The organism is Streptomyces sp. NBC_00996 (genome assembly GCF_045162675.1).
Classification (GTDB): Bacteria; Actinomycetota; Actinomycetes; order Streptomycetales; family Streptomycetaceae; genus Streptomyces.
This window is the reverse complement of record NZ_CP108723.1, coordinates 720,470-741,095: the sequence shown is the minus strand read 5'-3', so window position 1 is coordinate 741,095 and position 20,626 is coordinate 720,470. Positions and strand designations below refer to the sequence as shown.

At 68.4% G+C, this 20,626-nt stretch carries 16 protein-coding genes and 1 pseudogene; 10 read left to right on the top strand and 7 right to left on the bottom strand.

The genetic code is table 11. The features are described from left to right. Positions 1 to 43 precede the first annotated feature (43 nt). Together OG390_RS03800 and OG390_RS03795 are read left to right on the top strand one after the other, a co-directional pair. Positions 44 to 1,999: a collagenase gene (locus tag OG390_RS03800; RefSeq protein ID WP_406164981.1), complete on the top strand. Its 1,956-nt coding sequence runs from the start codon at positions 44 to 46 to the stop codon at positions 1,997 to 1,999. 438 nt (positions 2,000 to 2,437) lie between these two features. After that, the gene (locus tag OG390_RS03795; RefSeq protein WP_406164980.1) at positions 2,438 to 3,301 is read left to right on the top strand and encodes a maleylpyruvate isomerase family mycothiol-dependent enzyme; all 864 of its coding nucleotides are present in this window, start codon (positions 2,438 to 2,440) and stop codon (positions 3,299 to 3,301) included. A gap of 59 nt (positions 3,302 to 3,360) precedes the next feature. Here OG390_RS03795 and sbnA read toward each other — a convergent pair whose 3' ends face one another. Further along, positions 3,361 to 4,347 carry a 2,3-diaminopropionate biosynthesis protein SbnA gene (gene sbnA, locus OG390_RS03790; RefSeq protein ID WP_406164979.1) on the bottom strand — a complete coding sequence of 329 codons (987 nt, stop codon included), beginning with the start codon at positions 4,345 to 4,347 and terminating at the stop codon, positions 3,361 to 3,363. A 638-nt stretch (positions 4,348 to 4,985) separates the two neighbouring features. Here sbnA and OG390_RS03785 point away from each other — a divergent pair. The 7 genes from OG390_RS03785 (at position 4,986) to OG390_RS03755 (ending at position 14,104) form a co-directional block, all read left to right on the top strand. After that, a complete protein-coding gene (locus OG390_RS03785) occupies positions 4,986 to 7,649 on the top strand; it encodes a Pls/PosA family non-ribosomal peptide synthetase (protein ID WP_406164978.1) in 2,664 nt (887 codons plus the stop codon). A 37-nt stretch (positions 7,650 to 7,686) separates the two neighbouring features. Beyond that, positions 7,687 to 10,197, top strand: coding sequence for a non-ribosomal peptide synthetase (locus tag OG390_RS03780; protein WP_406164977.1), 2,511 nt, complete (start codon positions 7,687 to 7,689; stop codon positions 10,195 to 10,197). Between the two features lie 36 nt (positions 10,198 to 10,233). After that, positions 10,234 to 11,238, top strand: a complete 1,005-nt coding sequence (locus OG390_RS03775) for a TauD/TfdA family dioxygenase (RefSeq protein ID WP_406164976.1) — start codon at positions 10,234 to 10,236, stop codon at positions 11,236 to 11,238. Continuing rightward, complete coding sequence (gene sbnB, locus OG390_RS03770; protein ID WP_406164975.1) at positions 11,235 to 12,305, top strand: 2,3-diaminopropionate biosynthesis protein SbnB; 1,071 nt, start codon at positions 11,235 to 11,237, stop codon at positions 12,303 to 12,305. The genes OG390_RS03775 and sbnB overlap by 4 nt, the downstream gene beginning before the upstream one ends. Before the next feature lie 177 nt (positions 12,306 to 12,482). Further along, complete coding sequence (locus OG390_RS03765; protein ID WP_406164974.1) at positions 12,483 to 13,082, top strand: sulfite oxidase-like oxidoreductase; 600 nt, start codon at positions 12,483 to 12,485, stop codon at positions 13,080 to 13,082. Between the two features lie 2 nt (positions 13,083 to 13,084). Then, complete coding sequence (locus tag OG390_RS03760; protein ID WP_406164973.1) at positions 13,085 to 13,795, top strand: ferredoxin reductase; 711 nt, start codon at positions 13,085 to 13,087, stop codon at positions 13,793 to 13,795. A gap of 36 nt (positions 13,796 to 13,831) precedes the next feature. Then, the gene (locus OG390_RS03755) at positions 13,832 to 14,104 is read left to right on the top strand and encodes a DUF6510 family protein (protein ID WP_406164972.1); all 273 of its coding nucleotides are present in this window, start codon (positions 13,832 to 13,834) and stop codon (positions 14,102 to 14,104) included. Between the two features lie 185 nt (positions 14,105 to 14,289). Here OG390_RS03755 and OG390_RS03750 read toward each other — a convergent pair whose 3' ends face one another. The 4 genes and pseudogenes from OG390_RS03750 to OG390_RS03735 form a co-directional block, all read right to left on the bottom strand. Then, positions 14,290 to 15,498 carry a chitinase gene (locus OG390_RS03750; RefSeq protein WP_406164971.1) on the bottom strand — a complete coding sequence of 403 codons (1,209 nt, stop codon included), beginning with the start codon at positions 15,496 to 15,498 and terminating at the stop codon, positions 14,290 to 14,292. Between the two features lie 373 nt (positions 15,499 to 15,871). Then, positions 15,872 to 16,529 (bottom strand): annotated as a pseudogene (locus OG390_RS03745) (STAS domain-containing protein); the annotation flags it as partial. 31 nt (positions 16,530 to 16,560) lie between these two features. After that, positions 16,561 to 16,845 carry a YciI family protein gene (locus OG390_RS03740; RefSeq protein ID WP_406164970.1) on the bottom strand — a complete coding sequence of 95 codons (285 nt, stop codon included), beginning with the start codon at positions 16,843 to 16,845 and terminating at the stop codon, positions 16,561 to 16,563. Between the two features lie 8 nt (positions 16,846 to 16,853). Beyond that, on the bottom strand, positions 16,854 to 17,420 hold the full coding sequence (locus OG390_RS03735; RefSeq protein ID WP_406164969.1) for a TetR/AcrR family transcriptional regulator: 567 nt from the start codon (positions 17,418 to 17,420) through the stop codon (positions 16,854 to 16,856). A 293-nt stretch (positions 17,421 to 17,713) separates the two neighbouring features. Here OG390_RS03735 and OG390_RS03730 point away from each other — a divergent pair, with 293 nt between their 5' ends. Further along, positions 17,714 to 17,836, top strand: a complete 123-nt coding sequence (locus OG390_RS03730; protein ID WP_406164968.1) for a hypothetical protein — start codon at positions 17,714 to 17,716, stop codon at positions 17,834 to 17,836. Positions 17,837 to 17,911: 75 nt separating this feature from the next. On the opposite strand, the gene OG390_RS03725 is transcribed toward OG390_RS03730, so the two are convergent. Continuing rightward, the gene (locus tag OG390_RS03725) at positions 17,912 to 19,186 is read right to left on the bottom strand and encodes an MFS transporter (RefSeq protein WP_406164967.1); all 1,275 of its coding nucleotides are present in this window, start codon (positions 19,184 to 19,186) and stop codon (positions 17,912 to 17,914) included. Beyond that, a complete protein-coding gene (locus OG390_RS03720) occupies positions 19,183 to 20,541 on the bottom strand; it encodes a rhodanese-like domain-containing protein (protein WP_406164966.1) in 1,359 nt (452 codons plus the stop codon). Before OG390_RS03720 ends, OG390_RS03725 begins: the two co-directional genes overlap by 4 nt. Between the last annotated feature and the right edge of the window lie 85 nt (positions 20,542 to 20,626).

The window sequence follows — 20,626 nt, the reverse complement described above, 5'->3', positions numbered from 1 at the left end:
TCATCAGCTATTTCGAGGCGCATCTATCCGTGAAGGAGTCCAGATGCGCTACCGCTTACCCCTGCCCAGATGCGTGGTCGGTTCTCTCGCTGCCGGTGTCACCATGGTCGGCCTGCTGGCGACGCCGGCGCTCGCCGCACCCCCACCACCGGCCCACACCAACGCCGTCATCGGATCCCGAAGCGCGACGTCGCCCGTGCCCCCGACGGGCTCGACCCTCGGCCCCTCCGACCGGGCCGTGCAAGGCCGACGGGTGACTCCCGCCCAACTCCCGCCCCTCAGGCCGGCGACGCCCCCGCACGACCCGGCTGCCACGTCCGGACCGAACGCGGCACCGAGGGCGGCCTCGTGCACTCCGGCCGACTTCGGCAGCCGGACCGGATCCGCACTCGTCGCGTTCGTCAAGGCGTCGACCATCGACTGCGTCAACAGCCTGTTCGCCGTCACCGGTTCAGATGCCCACCAGATCTTTCGCGAGGCCCAGATGGCCACCATCGCGAAAGCCTTCACGGGCGCGGCCAAGAGGTACCGCGGCGACAACTCGGCCCATGTGTGGCAACTCGTACTGTTCGTGCGCGCCGGCTACTACGTGCAGTTCTACAACCCGTCGGACGTCGGCCCCTACGGCCCGGCCCTGACCACAGCCACGGCCGCCGGCCTGGACGCGTTCTTCGCCCGCGCACACTCGAGGGACGTCACCTCCGCGAACGGCGACATCCTGGGTGACGTCATCATCCTCACGGACAGTGCCGACCTGCAGGACCGTTACCTGAACGTCTACCGGCGGGTGCTGGGTGGCTACAACAGCTCCTACGACGCCATCGCCGGCATGGTGGCAGCCGTCAACGACGTCTACACCCCCCTCTGGCGCGGCAACTGGAACTCGGCTTACGTCGACGCGGTCACGGCCGACCCGGGCATCATCGAGGCCCTCAACCGGTTCGCACTCACCCACATGAACCTGCTGGGGACCGATCGTGCCTACCTGGAATCCAACGCGGGAATGAACCTCGCCCGCTACGTCGAGCACCCCGCGCTGCAGGCCCGCGTCCGGCCGCTGGTCAAGGGCCTGTTGAACGCCTCGGAGATCACCGGCCCCACGGCCCAGCTGTGGGTCGCGGTCGCGACCCAGGCGGACTACTACGACAAGGCCAGTTGCTCATACTACGACGTCTGCGACCTGGCAGGCCAGTTGACGAAGGCCGCGCTGCCGATCACCCACGCCTGCGACGGGACGCACACCATCCGAGCTCAGGCACTGACCGCCGCCGACCTCGACGCGACATGCGCCGGCGTGCTGGCCCAGGACCCGTACTTCCACCGCCTCGTCAAGGACGAGGGCCCCATACCCGGCCAGTACGAATCAACCATCCAACTCGTCGTGTTCGCCAGCCGCGCCGACTACCAGACCTACGCCGGGGCAATCTTCGGCGTCAGCACGGACAACGGCGGCATAACCCTGGTGGGAGATCCGGCCGACCCGCACAACCAGCCCCTTTCGATCATGTACCAGAAGGACTACGACGACGGCTTCGTGGCGCGGATCTGGAACCTCAACCACGAGTACACGCACTACCTCGACGCCCGTGACGACATGAAGGGCGATTTCGCCCGCCAGACCTCCGTGCCCGACGTCTGGTGGATCGAGGGCCTGGCCGAATACATCTCCTACAGCTACCGCGGCATCACCGATGACCAGGCCGTCACCGAGGCGGGCAGGCACACCTACACACTGAGCACGCTGTTCCAGAACACCTACGCCAACAGCGACGTGACCCGCACCTACCCCTGGGGCTACCTCGCGGTCCGCTACATGTTCGAGAAGCACCCGGCGGACATCCAACGCATGCTGGCCCACTTCCGAGTCGGCGACTACACGGGTGGCTACGCCCTCTACAACTCCGACATCGGCACCCGCTACGACGCCGACTTCGACGCCTGGCTCATCGCGTGCGCCGCAGGCGCCTGCGCCGAGCCGGCAGCAGGCGGCGGCCGCTGACAGGGCGACCTCCGTCCAACGCGTTGGCCGCCGACCGACAGGTCGATCGACTCCAGCAGCCGCGCATCACCCAGCGGATGCGGCCTGTCATGGCCAACGACGACACGGTCCCGCCAGGCCGCCGGTCTGGCGGGACCTGGACGTATGCGTGAAGCGAGTACCGTGCGATGGGCTCTGGCCGTGCTTCAAGGGGACAGGCGGACAGCGGTTCTGCAAGGTGATGTGTTGAGTCCACAGGAACGGTGCGCCCGCCATCGGGTGCTCAAGGCCCTCGGGCGAAGCGGCCCCACGGCCCTGGCCTTCCGGCCGCAGCGCTGAACCGTCCGTAGGAGCGGTGACGGCTCCGGGCCGGGAGGACCCCTCGGAGCTGTTGGGTACGCGTGCTCCTCTCGTGGGCCGGGCGAAGGGAACGACGGCACAGCGCCTATCGTCATCGACATGTTCGCCGCTCCCAAGCCCTCCTCAACCAGCCCCTCGGCGGACCCCTCCGAAAGGCACGTGACGATGAAGACCTCGGACCACCCCGACCACGGATCCGCTTTCGCCCCGGTCGACCACCGCATGGCGGTCGCGGCCGAGACCACCCGGTTCGTGTCGGTGGTCAAGGACGCCGACCTGGCGACAGCGGTACCCAGCTGCCCCGGGTGGACGCTGGCCGACCTGGTCAAGCACACGGGCAGCGTCCAACGCTGGTTCTCGGTCCTGTTGCGGGCACGCATCCAGGAACCTCCGCGGAAGCGAGAAGTGGACCTGCGGCTCCCGGACCAGGAGAACGAGTACGCCGACTGGCTGGGCGAGAGCGCGACCGTGGCCGCGGAGGCCTTCGCGGCGACCGATCCGACCCTGCCGATGTGGGCATGGGGCGCCGACCAGCACGCCCGCTTCTGGGCACGCCGGATGCTCTTCGAGACCCTGCTGCACCGAGTCGACGCCGAGCTGGCACTCGGCCTGCGGCCCACGATCGACCGCCCGGTCGCGGTCGACGGGATCGATGAGTTCCTCGTCAATCTGCCCTTCGCCGCCTTCTTCGCCCCCAAGGTGGCCAACCTGCGCGGCGCCGACAAGACCATCCGCTTCCGCGCCTCGGCCGGGGACGACGAGTGGCTCGTCCGCCTGCGGCCCGACGGCTTCGGCCTCGACACGACTCGTCCGACCACGGAACCTGCTGACGCGACCGTCCGGGGAACCGCGGCCGACTTGCTCCTGCTCGTTTACGGCCGCCTGTCCTACGACGCAGAGGTCCTCGTGCACGAGGGGGACGAGGATCTGCTGACCCACTGGTTCGCCAACTCCGCCTTCTGAGGCCGGGTCTTCGCGATCTGCGGGGGCTCAGACGTACGAGGACGTCACAGGACGCGGGATCAGACCGCCTGGGATGCGGCGATCGACGCCTGGGAGCCGAGGACGTCCTCGCCGTACAGGTCCCGCACCCAGTTGGTCTGGTAGATGGTCTCCAGATACCGCTCACCCAGATCCGGGGCGATGGCCACCGCGGTCAGCTCCCGTCCCTCCTGGCGGGCCAGCCAGTCCATCGCCCCGCTGACCACTGTGCCGGTGGAACCCCCGAACAGAAACCCGCGCCTGGCCAGCCGGTGACAGGCCCGGATGGTGTCGGCCTCCGCCACGCACACCACATCGTCGACATAGGACTCGTCCAGCAGCGGCGGGCGCCTGCTGGTGCCCAGGCCAGGAATCATGCGCCGGCCCGGGGCGCCTCCGAAGGTCACCGAGCCCATGCTGTCGACGGCCACGATGCGCACCGGCCGGTGCCACTCGCGGAAGTAGCGCGCGCAGCCCATCAGGGTCCCGGTGGTGCCGGCGCCGACGAAGAGCACATCGAGGTCCGGGAACTGTCGGGCGATGGCCGGGGCGGTCCTACGGTAGTGGGCCATGCTGTTGCTGGGGTTGTTGTACTGGTTGAGCCACACATAGCGATCATCGGAAGCGCACAGCGCGCGGACGTGGTCGATGCGCGCGCCGAGGAAGCCGCCGACGGGGTCGGGCTGTGTGATGACGCGGACCTCGCTGCCCAGGGCCTCCATCATCAGCCTGGTCGCCAGGTTGCAGCGGGAGTCGGTCACGCACAGGAACCGGTAGCCCTTGCTGGCCGCGATCATGCTCAGGGCCACGCCCAGGTTGCCCGAGGACGACTCGACCAGAACCGAGTTCGGTGTCAGCAGGCCGTCGGCTTCGGCGGCCTCGACCATTTCGGTGGCAGCCTTGAGCTTGATCGATCCGGCGAAATTGAATCCCTCGCACTTGAGGAACAGTGGGAGCCCGACGACTTGTTCAAGGTCGACGTAGAGGTCGTCCTCGTTGAAGGCCTGGGGAACGGATATGACGGGCATGGTCGTCTCCTCGACTGCGGCGGAGTGTCTCCCGGCCGGTGATCCGTCTCGGCTCGGGGAGGAATTCGACGGCGACTTTTGATTCGCCGGAATATGTTCAGTACGCCCGAATCGGAGCAGCCTTGTCATGCCACCGAAATTCGGGACTTGACATGCACCCCGTTCCCGCATAAGCGCCGTGGCCGGGGGAGGGGCTGAACCGTCCACGGTCACCAGGGGTATCCGGCGCTTCCGTGCCCGGCCACAACCGTGTCCGCCCCCCTCAAGACCCGCCCCCAACACCCGCCCCCATGCCCTGCCTCCGCGCCTTCCCCCCGTGACCTGCCCCATCGTCGTACCTGGCCCCATCCGGAAAACGCCAGGTCGGACGGGCGGGTCGACGCAGTTCCCGGACGCCCCGCGGATTGAACGGGTGTGCCTTTGATACGCGGCCATAAGCGGGGCGAGGGGCACGGAAAGCAAGGGAACACAGGGTCGCTGACCGCAAAGCCGTCGGGCTATCAAGGCCCGCGTGTTGCGTCAAGCCCCGAAATTCAGGGGCAGGACAGGGATTCCTCGGCCAGGCGTACTGGAGAGGCGGACGACACGAATCCGTCCGTACCGACCGACGTCTACCGAAGCGTCCTCAAGGAGCTCACGTGATAGGGAAATCTGTCGAAGTCTTGACGGCCGCTCCGGCCGGCATCTCGACCCTCCAGGACGGCGGGGGCGCCGACCCGTCGACCGGCACCCAGAGGCTGCTGGCCGAGGTGCTGGCCGAGGTGCTGGCCGGCGTCGTGCGCGTCGAGCAGGTACCGGCCGACAGTCACTTCTTCAACGACCTGGGTGCCGATTCCCTGGTGATGGCCCAGTTCTGTGCGCGGGTCAGGAAGCGGGCGGACTTGCCGACGGTGTCGATGAAGGACATCTACCGGCACCCCACGATCCGGAGCCTGGCCACCGCGCTCGGCGACGCCGCGCCCACGCCCGTCCCGTCGCCGGCCTCGGCTGCGGACGTGTCGGCAGCCACGCCGATACCGGCCGATGCAGGGGCTGCGGACGCCATGGCGGCACCGACCGAGGCGGCGCCGCGAGCCGAGGTGCCGGCAGCCGTCGGTACACGGCGCTACATCGTGTGCGGAATGCTGCAGTTCCTGATCTTCCTGGGCTATACCTGCCTCGCAGCCCTCGTCGCCGCGCAAGGCTACGAGTGGATCTCTGCGGGCTCGGGCCTGTTCGACCTCTACCTGCGGTCCGTCCTGTTCGCCGGAGCGAGCTTTCTGGGCTTGTGCGCCTTCCCGATCGTGGCGAAATGGGCACTCATCGGTCGCTGGCGATTCGGCGAGTTCCCCGTGTGGGGCATGGCCTATCTGCGGTTCTGGGTCGTCAAGACCCTGATCCGCACCAGCCCCCTGCGCCTGTTCGCCGGTTCACCGCTGTACGTGCTCTATCTCAGGGCCCTCGGCGCGCGGATCGGGAAAGGCGTCACGATCCTGTCCCATGCCATACCGGTCTGCACCGACCTGCTCACCGTCGGTGAGGGCACGATCATCCGCAAGGACGTGCTCCTGTCCTGCTACCGCGCCCACGCCGGCCTGATCCAGACCGGTCCGGTCACCCTCGGCAGCAACGTGCTCGTCAGCGAGCACACGGTCCTCGACATCGAGACCTCGATGGGCGACGGTGCTCAGCTGGGCCACGCCTCCTCCCTGCACACCGGCCAGGTGGTGCCCGACGGAGAACGATGGCACGGCTCGCCGGCGCAGCGGACCGAGGTGGACTACCGGACGGTCGACCCGGCCGACTGCTCCGCCGTCAAAAGGACCGTGTACGGCGTTCTACAACTGCTGAATCTGTTGGTGGTGTTTCTGCCGCTGGCGATCGGCGGTGTGAGCGTTCTGTTCGCCGAGATCCCGCAACTTCATGCGCTCCTGAACCCGCAGCGGGTGGCCGTCACCAGCCCCGCCTTCTACGCCTATGCCCTGACCACTTCCCTGGTCGTTTTCTTCGGCTCCCTGTTCGTCGGCCTCCTCGTCGTGGGCACCGTGCCGCGTGTGCTGAACCGGGCCCTCAGGCCCGGCAAGGTCTATCCGCTGTACGGCTTCCACTACAGCGTCCAGCGGGCGGTCGCCCTGATGACCAACAGGAAGTCCTTCACCAGGCTCTTCGGCGACAGCTCCGCAATCGTCCACTACCTGCGCTACCTCGGATACGACCTCTGCCGCATCGAGCAGACCGGGTCGAACTTCGGCACCGAAATGCAGCAGGAGAACCCGTACCTGAGCTCGGTCGGAACCGGCACCATGATCGCCGACGGACTGTCTCTCATGAACGCCGACTTCTCCAGCACGTCGTTCCGGGTGTCCCGGACGTCGATCGGCCCCCGTAACTTCCTCGGAAACCGCATCGCCTACCCGTCACAGGGCAAGACAGGCGACAACTGCCTGCTCGCCACGAAGGTCTTGGTCCCCATCGACGGACCGGTGCGCGAGGGCGTGGGGCTGCTGGGCTCCCCCAGCTTCGAGATCCCGCGCACGGTGATGCGCGACAACAGGTTCAACCACCTGCAGACCGGCGACCAGCTGCGCCGTCGCCTGACCGCCAAGAACAAGCACAATGCCGCGACCGCCGGCCTGTACCTGCTGGCGCGGTTGATCCACTTCTTCGTGATCACCGTCATCACCATGGGCGCCGCCGACCTCTACCCCGCGCTCGGCGCACTGGCGATCGCACTGGGCAGCGTCCTCACCCTGACGTTCACCGTCGTCTACTTCGCGCTGATCGAACGCGCCTCCACCGGGTTCAAGCCCCAGAAGCCGCTGTACTGCTCGATCTACGCGCCCTCCTTCTGGCGCCATGAACGCTTCTGGAAGTTGGCCTCGGTCGACTACATCCAGGTCTTCAACGGCACCCCCTTCAAGAACGTGATCTGGCGGCTGCTCGGGGCCCGGATCGGCAAGCGCGTCTTCGACGACGGCTGCTTCTTCCCGGAGCGCACCCTCGTCACCATCGGCGACGACAGCGTGCTCAACGCCGGGACCGTCGTCCAGTGCCACTCGCAGGAGGACGGCGCCTTCAAGTCGGACCGCAGCGCCCTCGGCAGCGGCTGCACCCTCGGGGTCGGTGCCTTCGTCCACTACGGCGTGGCGATCGGTGACGCAGCGGTGCTCGCGCCCGACTCCTTCCTCATGAAGGGCGAGGAAATTCCCTCGCACGCCCGGTGGGGAGGCAACCCGGCCCGGGAAATGCCGGGCAACGGAACCCACCTCGACGGCCGCCGAGAACACCACGACACCCACGCCGCCCCGGCCCGCGGCCACTGACACCGCGGCACCAGCGACAAGCAGAGGAAACGAACCGATGGCAACGCATGTGACACGCACCCAGACGGTCCGGGACTACTGGCGGGACATACTGACAGCCGGCGGATTCACCCCCGCCCCACGCTGGACCCCCCACCCCGCGACCGGCGAGGGCCGGTACGAGGCCCAGGTCCCCGACGACACCGTGACCGGGCTGCGCCGACTGGCGGACGAGCTGGCGCTGCCGCTCGGTTCGCTCCTGCTGGCCGCGCACGCCAAGGTGCTCGCGGCACTGTCCGCAGAGCAGGAGATCACCACCGGCTACGTCACCGAGGGCGGTCGCCCCCTGCCCTGCAGGCTCAGCACCGCACCCGCCTCTTGGCGGGAACTGCTGCACACCACCCACCAGGCCGCCGCTGAACTGCTGGCACACCAGGACGTTCCGGCCGAGGACATCGACACGCTCAGGCGCGAACTGGGCCTGACCGGGCCGTCGTTCGAGACCGTCTTCGATCCCACAGCGACGGACGGGAACCTCACCGAGGACCTCGCGCTGCGGGTGGGTCTCCGTCACCGCGAGGGCCGGCTCGCGCTGTGGCTGCGCTACCGCACCGACAGGCTCGACGCAGACAGCGCCGCCCGCATCGCCGGATATCACCTGACCGCGCTCGCGCTGATGACCGCAGACCCCGATGCCGAACACGCCTGCCAGAGCCTGCTGTCCGACGAAGAGCTGCGATTCCAGCTCGAGCAACTTGCCGGACCGGCAAAGGAGTTGCCGAACGCGCGGGTGCACGAGCTGTTCGAGGACCGGGTGCGGATGCATCCGGATGCCGTCGCAGCTGTGCATGCCGGCCGGCAGTGGACCTACGGGGAGCTCAACGCCCGGGCCAACCGGCTGGCCCGCGCCCTCGCAGCCCGCGGGCTTGCCCGCGAAGGTGTCGTCGCGGTGGTCACCGAACGCAACCTCGACTGGCTGGCCGCCGTCATCGCGGTCTTCAAGGCCGGCGGTGTCTACCTCCCCATCGAGCCGCACTTCCCGGCCGAACGCATCGCCGCCACTCTCTCCCGCGCCGAATGCACCCTGGTGCTGACCGAACGCGGCAGCACCACCACCCTCGACCGGGCACTCGACTCCCTGCCCGGAGTCGCGAGGCTGCTCGTCGAGTCCGCCTACGAGGAAGACCACACCGACGATGATCTCGGTATCCACGTCACGCCCGACCAGCTCGCCTACATCTATTTCACCTCCGGCTCCACCGGTGAACCGAAGGGCGCGATGTGCGAGCACGCGGGCATGCTCAACCACCTCTACGCCAAGATCGACGACCTGGAGATCGGCGAGGGACAGGTGGTCGCCCAGACCGCACCCCAGTGCTTCGACATCTCACTGTGGCAACTGCTCTCCGCGCTGCTGACCGGCGGGCAGACCCTGCTGGTCGAACAGGACGTCATCCTCGACGTCCCCCGCTTCCTCGACACCGTCACCGACGGCAGGGTCACCGTCCTGCAGGTCGTGCCCTCCTACCTCGAAGCCGTCCTGACCGAGCTCGAACAGCGCCCCCGGACGCTGCCCGACCTGCGGTACGTATCGGTCACCGGGGAGGCGCTGAAGAAGGAGCTCGCCGAGCGCTGGTTCACCGTCCGGCCCCGGATCGGACTGGTCAACGCGTACGGGCTCACCGAGACCTCGGACGACACCAACCATGACGTCATGGACCGGGCGCCGGAACGCATCCTGCTCGGCCGCGCGGTCAACAACGTGCACATCTACGTCGTCGATGAACACCTCGCACCGGTGCCCCTGGGCGCTCCGGGTGTGATCGCGTTCTCCGGGGTCTGTGTCGGCCGTGGCTACATCAACGACCCGGAACGCACCCAGGCGGCGTACGTGGCCGATCCGCACCGCGACGGCATGCGGCTCTATCTCGGCGGCGACTACGGCCGCTGGCACCCCTCGGGGAAGCTGGAGTTCCTCGGCCGCCGCGACGCCCAGGTCAAGGTCCGCGGGTTCCGGATCGAGATCGGCGAGGTCGAGAACAACCTGCTCCGGCTCCCCGGTGTCCGCGACGGCGCGGTCGTGGTGGCCGAACGCGGCGACCAGAGCAAACACCTGGTCGCCTTCTACTCCGCCCCGAAGCCCCAGGACAGCGGGACCCTCGCCGACCAGCTGGGTACCTCGCTGCCCGCCTACATGGTCCCGGAGGCCTTCCACTGGCGCGAAAGCCTGCCGCTGACCGCCAACAGCAAGATCGACAAGAAGGCACTGACGGCACTCGCCGCGGGACTCGCCACCACCGAGGACGACCACGAGCCGCCGGCCACACCGACCGAGCGGCGACTGGCAACCGCCTGGGGACACGTCCTCGGCGTCCCTCAGGACCGCATCGGACGCCGCGCCCACTTCTTCGACCGCGGCGGCACCTCCCTCTCCGCGGTGAAACTCGCCATCGCCCTGGACCGCGTGGTGTCCCTCAAAGACGTCACCGAACACCCGATCCTCACCGACCTCGCCGCCCTGGTCGACAACCGACCCGAGCGCCGCGCAACCGAACCGGTCACCTCCTGAGCCGGATCGAAAAGCCACCTCGAAAGGAAAAGCACCATGTCCTACCCGACCACGGCGTCCCTCCTCAAAATGGACCTGAACCCCGGCAAGCCCCCGATCCTGTACACCGAGACCCCTGACGACGTGTCGGCCTGGGCGGATGAACACCATCGCGCCCTGCGCACTCTCGTCGCCGAACACGGCTCGGTCCTCATCCGCGGCCTGCAACTGTGCGACGCGGACCGGGCCGGGACCCTCCTCCACCGCCTGGCCCCGGCCCCGATGACCGACAAGGAAGCCTTCGCCCGCCGACAGACGTACACCCCGGGCGTGTACTCCTCCTCGGCATGGCCGCCGAACCAGCCGATGTGCATGCATCACGAACTCAGCTATGCCCTCCAGCCCCCCGGCCTCCTGCTGTTCGCCTGCCTGACCGCGCCCAGCACCGGCGGAGCCACTGCCGTCGCCGACGCAGCCACCGTCCTGGAGACACTTCCCACCGAGCTGGTCCAGCGCTTCGAAGAGGAAGGCTGGCTGCTCACTCGCACCTACAACGACGAGATCGGCGCTCCCTACGCCGAGGCCTTCGGCACCGACGACCGGAGGGCCATCGAGGACTACTGCCGCACAGCCGCCATTGACTTCGACTGGCAACCCGACGGCAGTCTGCGCACCCGCCAGCGCCGCCCGGCCGTGAGGGTCCACCCGGTCACCGGCCGCCGCTGCTGGTTCAACCAGATCGCCTTCCTCAACGAATGGACGATCGAGCCCGAAATCCGTGAATATCTCATCGACGTCTACGGCGCCGAGTCACTGCCGTTCAACACCCGCTTCGGAGGCGGCGACCCGATCGGCCCGGACGTCGTCCAGCTGCTGAATGACACCTATACGGCCCACACCGCCCGCGAGCCGTGGAAGGCCGGCGACCTCATGCTCGTCGACAATGTGCGCACGGCGCACAGCAGGGAGGCCTTCCAAGGGCCGCGCGAGGTACTCGTCGCCATGGCCGAGCCGCTGCGCCCGGCCGAGTGCCCGCCGACTGCCGAGGTGAGCGCCGGATGACCACCGTCCGTTCCGACGCAATCGAGCCCGCCATGTCCCAGCAGCACACCGTGCCACCGTTCGCAGTGATCTCCGGCGCCCAGGTCCAGCAAGCCTTGCGGGACCAGGAAAAGCAGATCGTGGACCTCATCGAGGCCACCTACCAGCTGCACGCCGCCGGAGAGTCGGTCAACCCCCCTTCCTACTTCCTGCGATTCCCCGACCGTCCCTCCTCCCGGATCATCGCGCTGCCCGCCTCGATCGGCGGGCAGGTACGAGTGGACGGCCTCAAATGGATCTCCAGCTTCCCCGACAACGTCCAGGCCGGTATCCCGAGGGCCTCCGCAGTCCTGATCCTCAACGACCACGACACCGGCTACCCCTTTGCCTGTCTGGAAAGCTCCATCATCAGCGCCACCAGAACCGCCGCATCCGCGGCACTGGCCGCCGACCGCCTCACTCGCAACCGGCAACGCCCCACTCGGGTCGGGTTCTTCGGCACGGGCCTGATCGCCCGCTACATCCACACGTTCCTGACCGCAGCGGGTTGGTCCTTCGACGAGACCGGCGTCCACGACCTCAGCCCCGACAGCGCCGCCGGCTTCCGTGACTACCTTCAACAGACCAGCACCGCCGGACAGATCACCCTGCACGACAGCCCCGAGGAACTCATCCGCTCCAGCGACCTCGTCGTCTTCGCCACCATTGCCGGCGAGCCGCACATCAGCGACCCGGCCTGGTTCGACCACAACCCGGTGGTCCTGCACGTGTCCCTGCGCGACCTCGCGCCCGAGATCATCCTCGCCTCGACCAACATCGTCGACGACGTCGAACACTGCCTCAAAGCCAACACGTCGCCCCACCTGGCCGAACAGCTCACCGGCAATCGCGACTTCCTGCACGGCACACTCGCCGACGTCATGACCGGACAGGTGACACCCCCCACCGACCGGCCACTGGTGTTCTCGCCCTTCGGCCTCGGAGTACTCGACCTCGCCGTCGGAAAATACGTCTACGACGAGACAGCTCGCTCCGGGGGGCTGCGCGTCATCGAGGACTTCTTCCACGACTTGCGCCGGCACGGATGACCAGCTCTGACTGGACGAGCAACCGCACCGCTCCGACACTGGCTGGTGGATCTCCGTGTCGGGGCAGAATGACGTGCGTGGCATCAGAAGACACTGCCGTCACTCCCACCCGCGACCGGACACACACGCGACGCGCTGCCGCTTTCTTGATTTCCCACGAGTCCAGGAGATGACGCCATGAGCTCCTTCTCACCCGGTTTCCGCGGCCGGGCCCGTTCTCTGGCGGACCGTCTGCCTCCCGGCCAGTACCCCACAGAGCAGTTTCCCGTGCTGTCGGCGGGCCCTACTCCGCGCGTCCCCACCGAGACGTGGGCTTTCACCGTGACCACGGAAGACGGACGCACGCACCGCTGGACGTGGGACGAGATGATGGCCCTTCCGCAGCAGGACACGGTGACGGACATCCATTGCGTGACCCGCTGGTCGAAATTCGACACCGAGTGGCGCGGTGTCTCGCTGGACGCCTTCTTCGAGGATGTCGAGACGGCCGCGGAGTACGTCGTGGTCCACAGTTACGGCGGTTACACCACGAACTTGCCGTTGGAGGACCTCCTCGATGGCAAGGCCTGGATCGCCCACGCCTACGGTGGCTACCCCCTCTCTCCGGAGCACGGCGGCCCCGCCAGGCTGCTCGTGCCGCACCTGTACTTGTGGAAATCGGCCAAGTGGGTGAGCGGACTGCAGCTCACACTGGAAGATGAGCCCGGTTTCTGGGAGTCGGTCGGGTATCACGACTACGGCGACCCGTGGCGCGAGCAGCGCAACTGGGGAGACTGACCATGACCCTCGTCTGGCGCAGGGCCCGGCTCGTCGAGCGCCACCCACAGACCCCCACCGCCCACTCCCTGGTCTTCACCGTGCCGGGGTGGTCCGGTCACCTGCCCGGCCAGCACGTCGATGTGCGGCTCACCGCCGACGACGGCTACCAGGCGGTGCGCAGCTACTCCCTCGCCGCGCCCGCCGACGGCGACCGCATCGAACTGGGCGTCCAGGCCGTGTCCGACGGTGAGGTCTCGCCCTACCTGGCCGACCAGCTACCGCCGGGTGCCGAGGTGGAAGTGCGCGGTCCGCTCGGCAACTGGTTCGTCTGGCACAGCGAGCAGACGGAACCGGTACTGCTGGTGGCGGGCGGCTCCGGAGTCGTACCGCTGGCGGCGATGATCCGAGCCCACCGGAAGGCCGAGTCACGCAGCCCGTTCCATCTGCTGTATTCCGTACGCACCCCCGATGACATCTGGTACCAGGACCAACTGGCCGACGGGGATCCCTCCCTCGACGTCCGCATCGTGTACACGCGGCAGGCCCCGCCCGGCAGCACCCGCACGCCCGGCCGTCTCACGCCGGACGACCTCGACGCGTCGGCGGCCCGACTGCAGCCGAACAGCCCTGTGTACGTCTGTGGACCGACCGGATTCGTCGAGACCGCCGGCGACCTGCTCGTCGACCTGGGGCGTGACCCCGCCACCATCCGCACCGAACGCTTCGGCTGACTCGCCGACCACAACCTAACCGCACGGGAGGTCCTCATGGCAGACGCGTCCACCCACCTCGACGGCAACTGTCTCGCCGGCCCGCTTTCGGAGATCCTCTCGGTCGAACCCACCACGGCCTGGTGGCGCTGCCCGGAGTGCACCCGGTCGGGGCCACTTGCCCAACTGCACGTCTACGGCCCCGAGCCGGGTCTGACCGCGCGATGCCCAGGATGCGCGTACATCGCCCTCAGGCTGGTCAGGGAGGGGGAGCACATCTGGCTGACCATGGGGAGCGGCACCGGCGCGTTCCGCTTCTCCGTCGCCTAGAGGTGTCCGTACGGGGCTCGTGATGTCCGGTCGCGGGCATCGTGTGGTTCGGAACTGTGGTCACTTGACCGTGCCCGAGTGCGCTGTCGCGAGCATGAGTGAGTGCGGGTGTCGTGGTGGCGGCCCGGGTCACCCCCTGCGGCCGCCTGGGGAGGTGTGTGCCCGCCCCGACATCTTCCCGTGCGTCAGCAGGTGCCCTCGTCCTGCCATGGCCCCCACTCCGAGGTGCCCGGCACCTCGTTCTGGGTCCACCACTTGGCCTTCCAGTTGTGCTTGTTGTAGGAGACCTCATTGCCGACTGTATAGACCGCCGTCGAGCTCCAGGCCGTCTTGCATGCGGTGCTCGGCGGGGTGGGAGTAGGCGTGGGGGTGCTGGTGGGCGGGGTGGCTCCGGCGAATTTCACCGAGTACTTCGCGAAGTCCCAGGAGTTCTGCGCCACGCTGGAGCATGTGCCCGACGTCCGGCCGCCGTTGTCGACGGGATTGCACTGGCGGTCGCGGTTGAGTGACCAGAAGGTGAAGCGGTCCATGTTGTGACTGGTGGCGTAGTCCAGCACCGTCTGGAAATCGGCCTGCGAGAAGATCTCTCCGGTGTCGCTGCGTCCGTTCATGCCGGAGAAGCCCTCGTGGGCATACGCAGTTGTCTGGTCCCAGCCGAAGGTGGACTGGAGGATCGTGTTGAAGTTGGTGAGCGCGCTGGTCTGAGAGGCCGCGCCGTTGAAGCCGCCGTCGAAGGGCATGATGGAGAAGTTGTTCGGCGTGAACCCCTGTGACTTCGCCTCCAGCAGCATCTGCTTGCCGAACCAGCCGGTGCCGTCCGCCGTACCGGCCGTGGTGACGGAGACGTAGAGGCCAGGGTTGTTCTGCTGGAGGATCTTGGCAGCGCCGATCTCGTTTTTGATGGCCGCCGTGTTCTCGTACTCCGGCTCCTCCAGATCGAAGTCGATCGCGTGCAGGCCGTACTTGGTGATGACCTGTTGGTACGCCGCGGCGGTGGAGGCAGCGTCCGAGCAGGTCTGCCCGAGCTTGGTGCCGCCGTACCCGCCGATCGAGACGGAGACGTCGCCGCCCTTGGAGCGGATGGTGTTGATGACCGACTGCACGGCGCTGTCCGAGGAGACCGCGGCCGTGCCGCCCCAAGTGGGGGAGCAGCCGCCGCCGTTGGGGGCGAGGATGAACGCCAGCTGGAATGCCTTGAGGCCGGTTGCGTCCATGATGGCGACCGGGTCCGGCGGATCGTTGTCCAGTGGCATCAGATAGGGAGCGGCGGCGTACCAGCGGTTGCTGAGCGCGGTGGTCGCGCCCGAGGCGTTGCCCGCGACCAGGGCGGTCGTGCCAACTGCGGCCAGGCTTACGGCGGCTGCCGCGCCCAGACACGCGTGAAGACGTCTCACTGTGCCTCCAGGGAGTGGGGGAGTGGCCCCAGCTTCTGGGCGCTGTCGCGATCACGTCAACAAGTTGGACTAGACCAGAAGGTGCTTTGGACTAGACCATACCTTTCCTTTGCCTGGGCTGCCTTCGCAGACCACCACGGCCGGCGGTTCGTCCCTTTCTCAACGGAGTCCTTCAGCCGGGAGAGCATTTCGAGGGGTGTCGGGCTGCGTCCGCGGCGACCCTACTGGCAGCGGTAGGAGAGGCGGGTGACTGGGCACGACGTCGTAGGAAGCAGCGCCGCGCATCCACCTCGGCGGAGCTCCGGCGCAGACCAGGATCCTGACGACTGGCCCCCGGCTCGGGAGCCGGGGGCCGGGGCCCTACGGGCGATCGTCAGTGGCCGGCGGCGGGTCCGCCGCTCAGCTTGTCGTGGAGGTCGGCGCTGGGGGTGTTTAGGCCGGTGATTTCGACGGTCCTACCGCGCTGGGCGTACTTCGTCTCGATGGCGTCGAGGGCGGCGACGGACGAGGCGTCCCAGATGTGGGCCGCAGACAGTTAGATGACCACCCTCTGCGGGGCTTCGGCGTAGTCGAACTGGCCGACGAGGTCGTTGGAGGAAGCGAAGAACAGTTCACCGGTGACCCGGTAGACGACCGTAGTGTTGTCGGGGTCGACCACGGCGGTGACCTCGGCAAGGTGGGCGACGCGCTTGGCGAAGATCACCATGGCGGTGATTGAGCCGATGACGACGCCGATGGCGAGGTTGTGGGTGGCCACCACGCAGGCAACGGTGATCACCATGACCGCAATCTCCCTGGCGGGCATGCGCTTCAGCGTCTTTGGGGCGATGGGGTGCCAGTCGAAGGTCGCGAACGAGACCATGACCATGACGGCGGAAGAACACCATGAGCGCCAGACCGCCGATGATCAGCGGGTGGAAGGCCCAGGGGACGCTGTGCATCTCGGGAACCTGGGCCATGAAGATCAGGATGGCGAGCGCGTTGACGAATCCGGCCACCGCGCTGCGGGGGATGAACCGCACGAGCAGCGCGGCGCGCCGTCGGGGCCGAGGAACGGCGCCGTCACAGCAGGAAGCCCAGCCGCTCGTCCGCCATTCCCGGCGCGATCTCGATGATCTCCGCTGTGACGACGTCGTGGGCGACGAACGGGTCCTCGTCGACCCGCTTCTGCAGTTCCTCGCGCGAGGTGTTGTGGGCCAGGACCGCGCCGCCGAGCCCCGGCTGGATGCTGCCGACCAGGAGGAAGGCCCTGTCGTCCAGGCCGCGCTTGATCCACTCCTGATGGCCGGTCATGTGCTGGCCGGCGGAGCCTGAGTTGCCGGAGAACCGAAGCAGGACCACGAACATGCGATCTCTCATTTCTCGTAGGTGCTCAGCCAGTCGCGCATCCGGTCGACTTCCCGCTGGATGAACGCCTCGTCATGGAACGCGTTGGCCATGACGGCGACGCCCTGGCTGAAGGCGAGCACGTGCATCGCCAGCTCGTCGGCCTGATCGGTCTGCCCGAGCAGCACGAACTGGTCACGAAGCCACATGCGGAAGAGGGTGAACAGGCGGCCGGCCTGGCCGAGCATGGCGTGCTCCAGCTTGGCCAGCTCCGTGGTCAAGGTGCCCACCGGGCAGCCGTAGTCCTGGATGTCGGCGCGGTTCGTCAGCACGATCTCGACGTAGCGCATGATGCGGCCGGCCGGGGTGGACGCCTCGGCCTCCCACTGCTCCAGCATCCGACGGGTGTCGGCCAGGCGGGCATCGATCACCGCGTCCAAGATCGCGTCCTTGGACTTGAAGTGGTAGTAGAAGTTGCCGCGCGACAGTCCGACGGCCCCGGCGATGTCCGCGAACGAGGTGTGCTCGTAGCCACGGTGGTAGAAGAGCCGGTCGGCCGCAGCCACGATCTGCTCACGCGTCGCCACAGCAGGCATACCGATCACCTTCCGTCGTAGGACAGCCGACCTAGGACTGCCACCGTAGGTCGCCCGTCCTAGAGCGTCAAGTCGTTGACATCCCCCGCGCGGCCGACCTGGCGTGACGGCCCTCTAGGGCAACTGTCCTAGATTCGTGTCAGAAGGCTGGAGCGCCTGCACGCTGGGGGCGCGTCCTCCCAGGAGATCCCGACGAGCAAGATCGCGATCTTCATGCCCGTGCGGGCGGCTTCTCGTCGGTGGCCTCCGGTGTCCGTGCCGGCCTCCAGTGCCACCGCACCGGGGACGCGGGCTTGCGTGGCATCTCCGGCCGTCCCGGGGAAGCCTCCTGGTGGGCCGGGGTGCTGTTCGTGGCCGCCCTGCTCTGCGGGGCCGCCGCCCCGGTGGCAGCGGTCGCCGGGCTCCAGGGGGACTGACGGCCCCCAAGAGCGGCCCGCCATCCAAGGGACCGCGGTCGGTGCCTGCCCGATGCGTGTTTCCTGGCGTGACTTTCACAGAGGGAGGCGGGATACGGACCCTCTTGATCGAGGGTGTGTCTCGTACATGCGGATCGCGACGACCAGGCCGGAAGCGGCGGTGAGGGCGGAGACGGCCCAGATCGCGGTCGTGATGCCGTAGGCGTCGGCGAGGATGCCGGCGAGGAGGGCGCCGATGGCGAAGCCGCCGTCGCGCCACAGGCGGTAGACGCCGACGGCGCGGGCGCGCCAGGCGGGGTGGGCGACGTCGCCGATGACGGCGAGCAGGGTCGGGTAGACGAGGGCGGTGCCGATGCCGAGCATGATTTGGGCCACGGCCCAGCCGGGGAAGGTGCTGGCGGCGGCGACGAGAGCGATGGCGGCGGCCTGGAGCAGCATGCCCGCAGTGATGAGGTGCTTGCGGCCGACGTGGTCGGACCACCAGCCGGTGAGCATCTGGCCCGCGCCCCATACGGCCGGGTAGAGGGCGGCGAGGACGCCGATTCGGGCGACGGACAGTCCGTGGGCGGCGAAGAGCAGCGGGAAGATGCCCCAGGCGAGGGCGTCGTTGAGGTTGTTGACCATGCCTGCCTGGCTGGCTGCGGACAGGGCCTTGTCGGTGAAGCTGGTGTGGCGGGAAATCTGCGCCGTGGACATGTCCGTAGTGGTCTGCATGGGGTGGAGGGCGGCTTCGGCGCGGGCGTGTTCGCGGGTCTCGCGGACGGCGAAGGTCGACAAGCCCAGGGCCAGCACGAGGTAAGCGGCGCCGAGCAGGAAGGGCTCGGGGCGCAGGCCGGCTTGCTGGGCGATGGCGCCGGTGGCCATGGCGGTGGCGGCGACAGCACCGTAGCCGGCGGCCTCGTTGAAGCCCATGGCCAGGCCACGGCGTTCCGGGCCGACCAGGTCGATCTTCATGATGACGGTGGTGGACCAGGTCAGGCCCTGGTTGACGCCAAGCAGGATGTTGGCGGCAATGATCCAGCCCCAGGACGGGCCCCAGGCGAGCATCGCGGGCACGGGCACGGCGATCAGCCATCCGGCGATAAGGACCGGCTTGCGGCCGTAGCGGTCCGACCAGGTGCCGGCGAAGAAGTTGGTGACCGCCTTGGTGGCGCCGAAGGCGAGGATGTAGGTGAGGGCGGCCGTGTAGGCGGAGAGGTGGAAGACGCCATCGGCGAGCAGGGGCAGCACGGTGCGTTCCTGACCGAGCATGCCGCCGACCAGGGCGTTGACGAGGACGAGCAGAGTGAACTGGGCCAGGTTGGCGCGAAGTCCCAGCCGTATGCCGCCGGGTTGGGTCGCGGTGGTCACTCGCCCTCCTGGAGAGGGCAGCCGGTGGCCTTGGCCCAGTCGTCCGGTCCACCGGTGAGGACGGCGAGACCGTGGTGTCCGGCGGGTTGGAGAAGGCTGGCGGCGGTCATCGCGCGCTCGCCGTGCCCGCAGTGCACCACGGCATCCGAGGGCGCTTCGTCGGCGCGGGCGGTCAGTTCGCCGAGTTCGATGCCGACGGCGCCGGGGATGCGACCGGCGGTGCGCTCGGCGTGCTGGCGGACGTCAAGGACGGGGCGGTTGCCGATGCGATCGGCCTTCACGAGCTCAACGGTCTCCTGCTTTCCGCCGTCGGCCAGCCAGGCGCCCATGGTCAGGTGGCCGGTCAGCCGTTCGTATCCGATCTTCAGTGCCTGCCAGGTGAGTTCGGTGACGTCCTGGCCGGGTGTCGTGACGAAGACGAGCGGGGCGTCGTCGGGCAGCAGCCAGCCGAGCCACGTGGCGAACTGGTCGCGCAGCGGGATGGAGACGGCGCCGGGCATGTGGCCGGCGGCGAAGTCCGGCATCGGCCGTACGTCGACGATCTGTGCGTCCTGGCCGAGGAGGGTGCGTACGGCAGCCGGGGACAGCGTCGGGAGTGAGGGCGCGGTGGCGAAGAGAGCGGGCCCGCGCCGGTTGGTCTCGGCCAGGCGGTCGAAGTAGGCGGGATACGAGCCGAGGCTGCCGAGCAGTTCGCGTACGAACATCTCCTCGTCCGGCGCGGCGAGCAGGGCGTTGGCCTGCTTCTGGGCGCCGATGGTGGTGGTGCGTTCGGCGCCGGGCGGGGCGGAGCAGAAGGAGCCGGCGCCGTGGGTGGGCCACACGGCGGTCGCGTCCGGCAGCCGGGCCAGCCGTTGCAGCGACTGGTACTGGGCGCGGGCGAGTTCCTCAGCTCGGTCGGCGCCGAGCAGGTCGGTGCGGGCGGCCGAGCCGACGATCAGCGAGCCGCCGGTGAACACCCCCAACTCCTGTGCGCCGTCCAGAAGCAGGAAGGACAGGTGCTCGTCGGTGTGGCCGGGGGTGGCCAGGGCCCTCAGGGTCAGGCCGCCCAGGTCGACCTCGTCGTTGTCGGCGAGCGCGGTGTGCGAGAAGGTGCGGTGCCCGGCGGCGGAGGCCAGCACCGTGGCGCCGTCGTCGGCGGCGAGTTGGAGCGCGCCGGTGAGGAAGTCCGCGTGCAGGTGGGTGTCGGCGGCGAACGCGACGGTCAGGCCGCGCTGCTCGGCGGCGGTGCGCAGGGCGCGCAGGTCGCGGCTCGCATCCGCGGCGAGGGCGCGGCCGTCGCCGAGGTCGACGAGGTAGGCGCTGTTACCCAGGCCGGTGTCGATGAGCGGTATCAGGTGGTCGTCGGCGAAGCCCATCGGATCCTCCAGGTGTCACGGTGCGGGCCGGGTGGCTTCCACGCTCACCCGCACCTACAATATTCCATGGAAGTATGGAGGATGC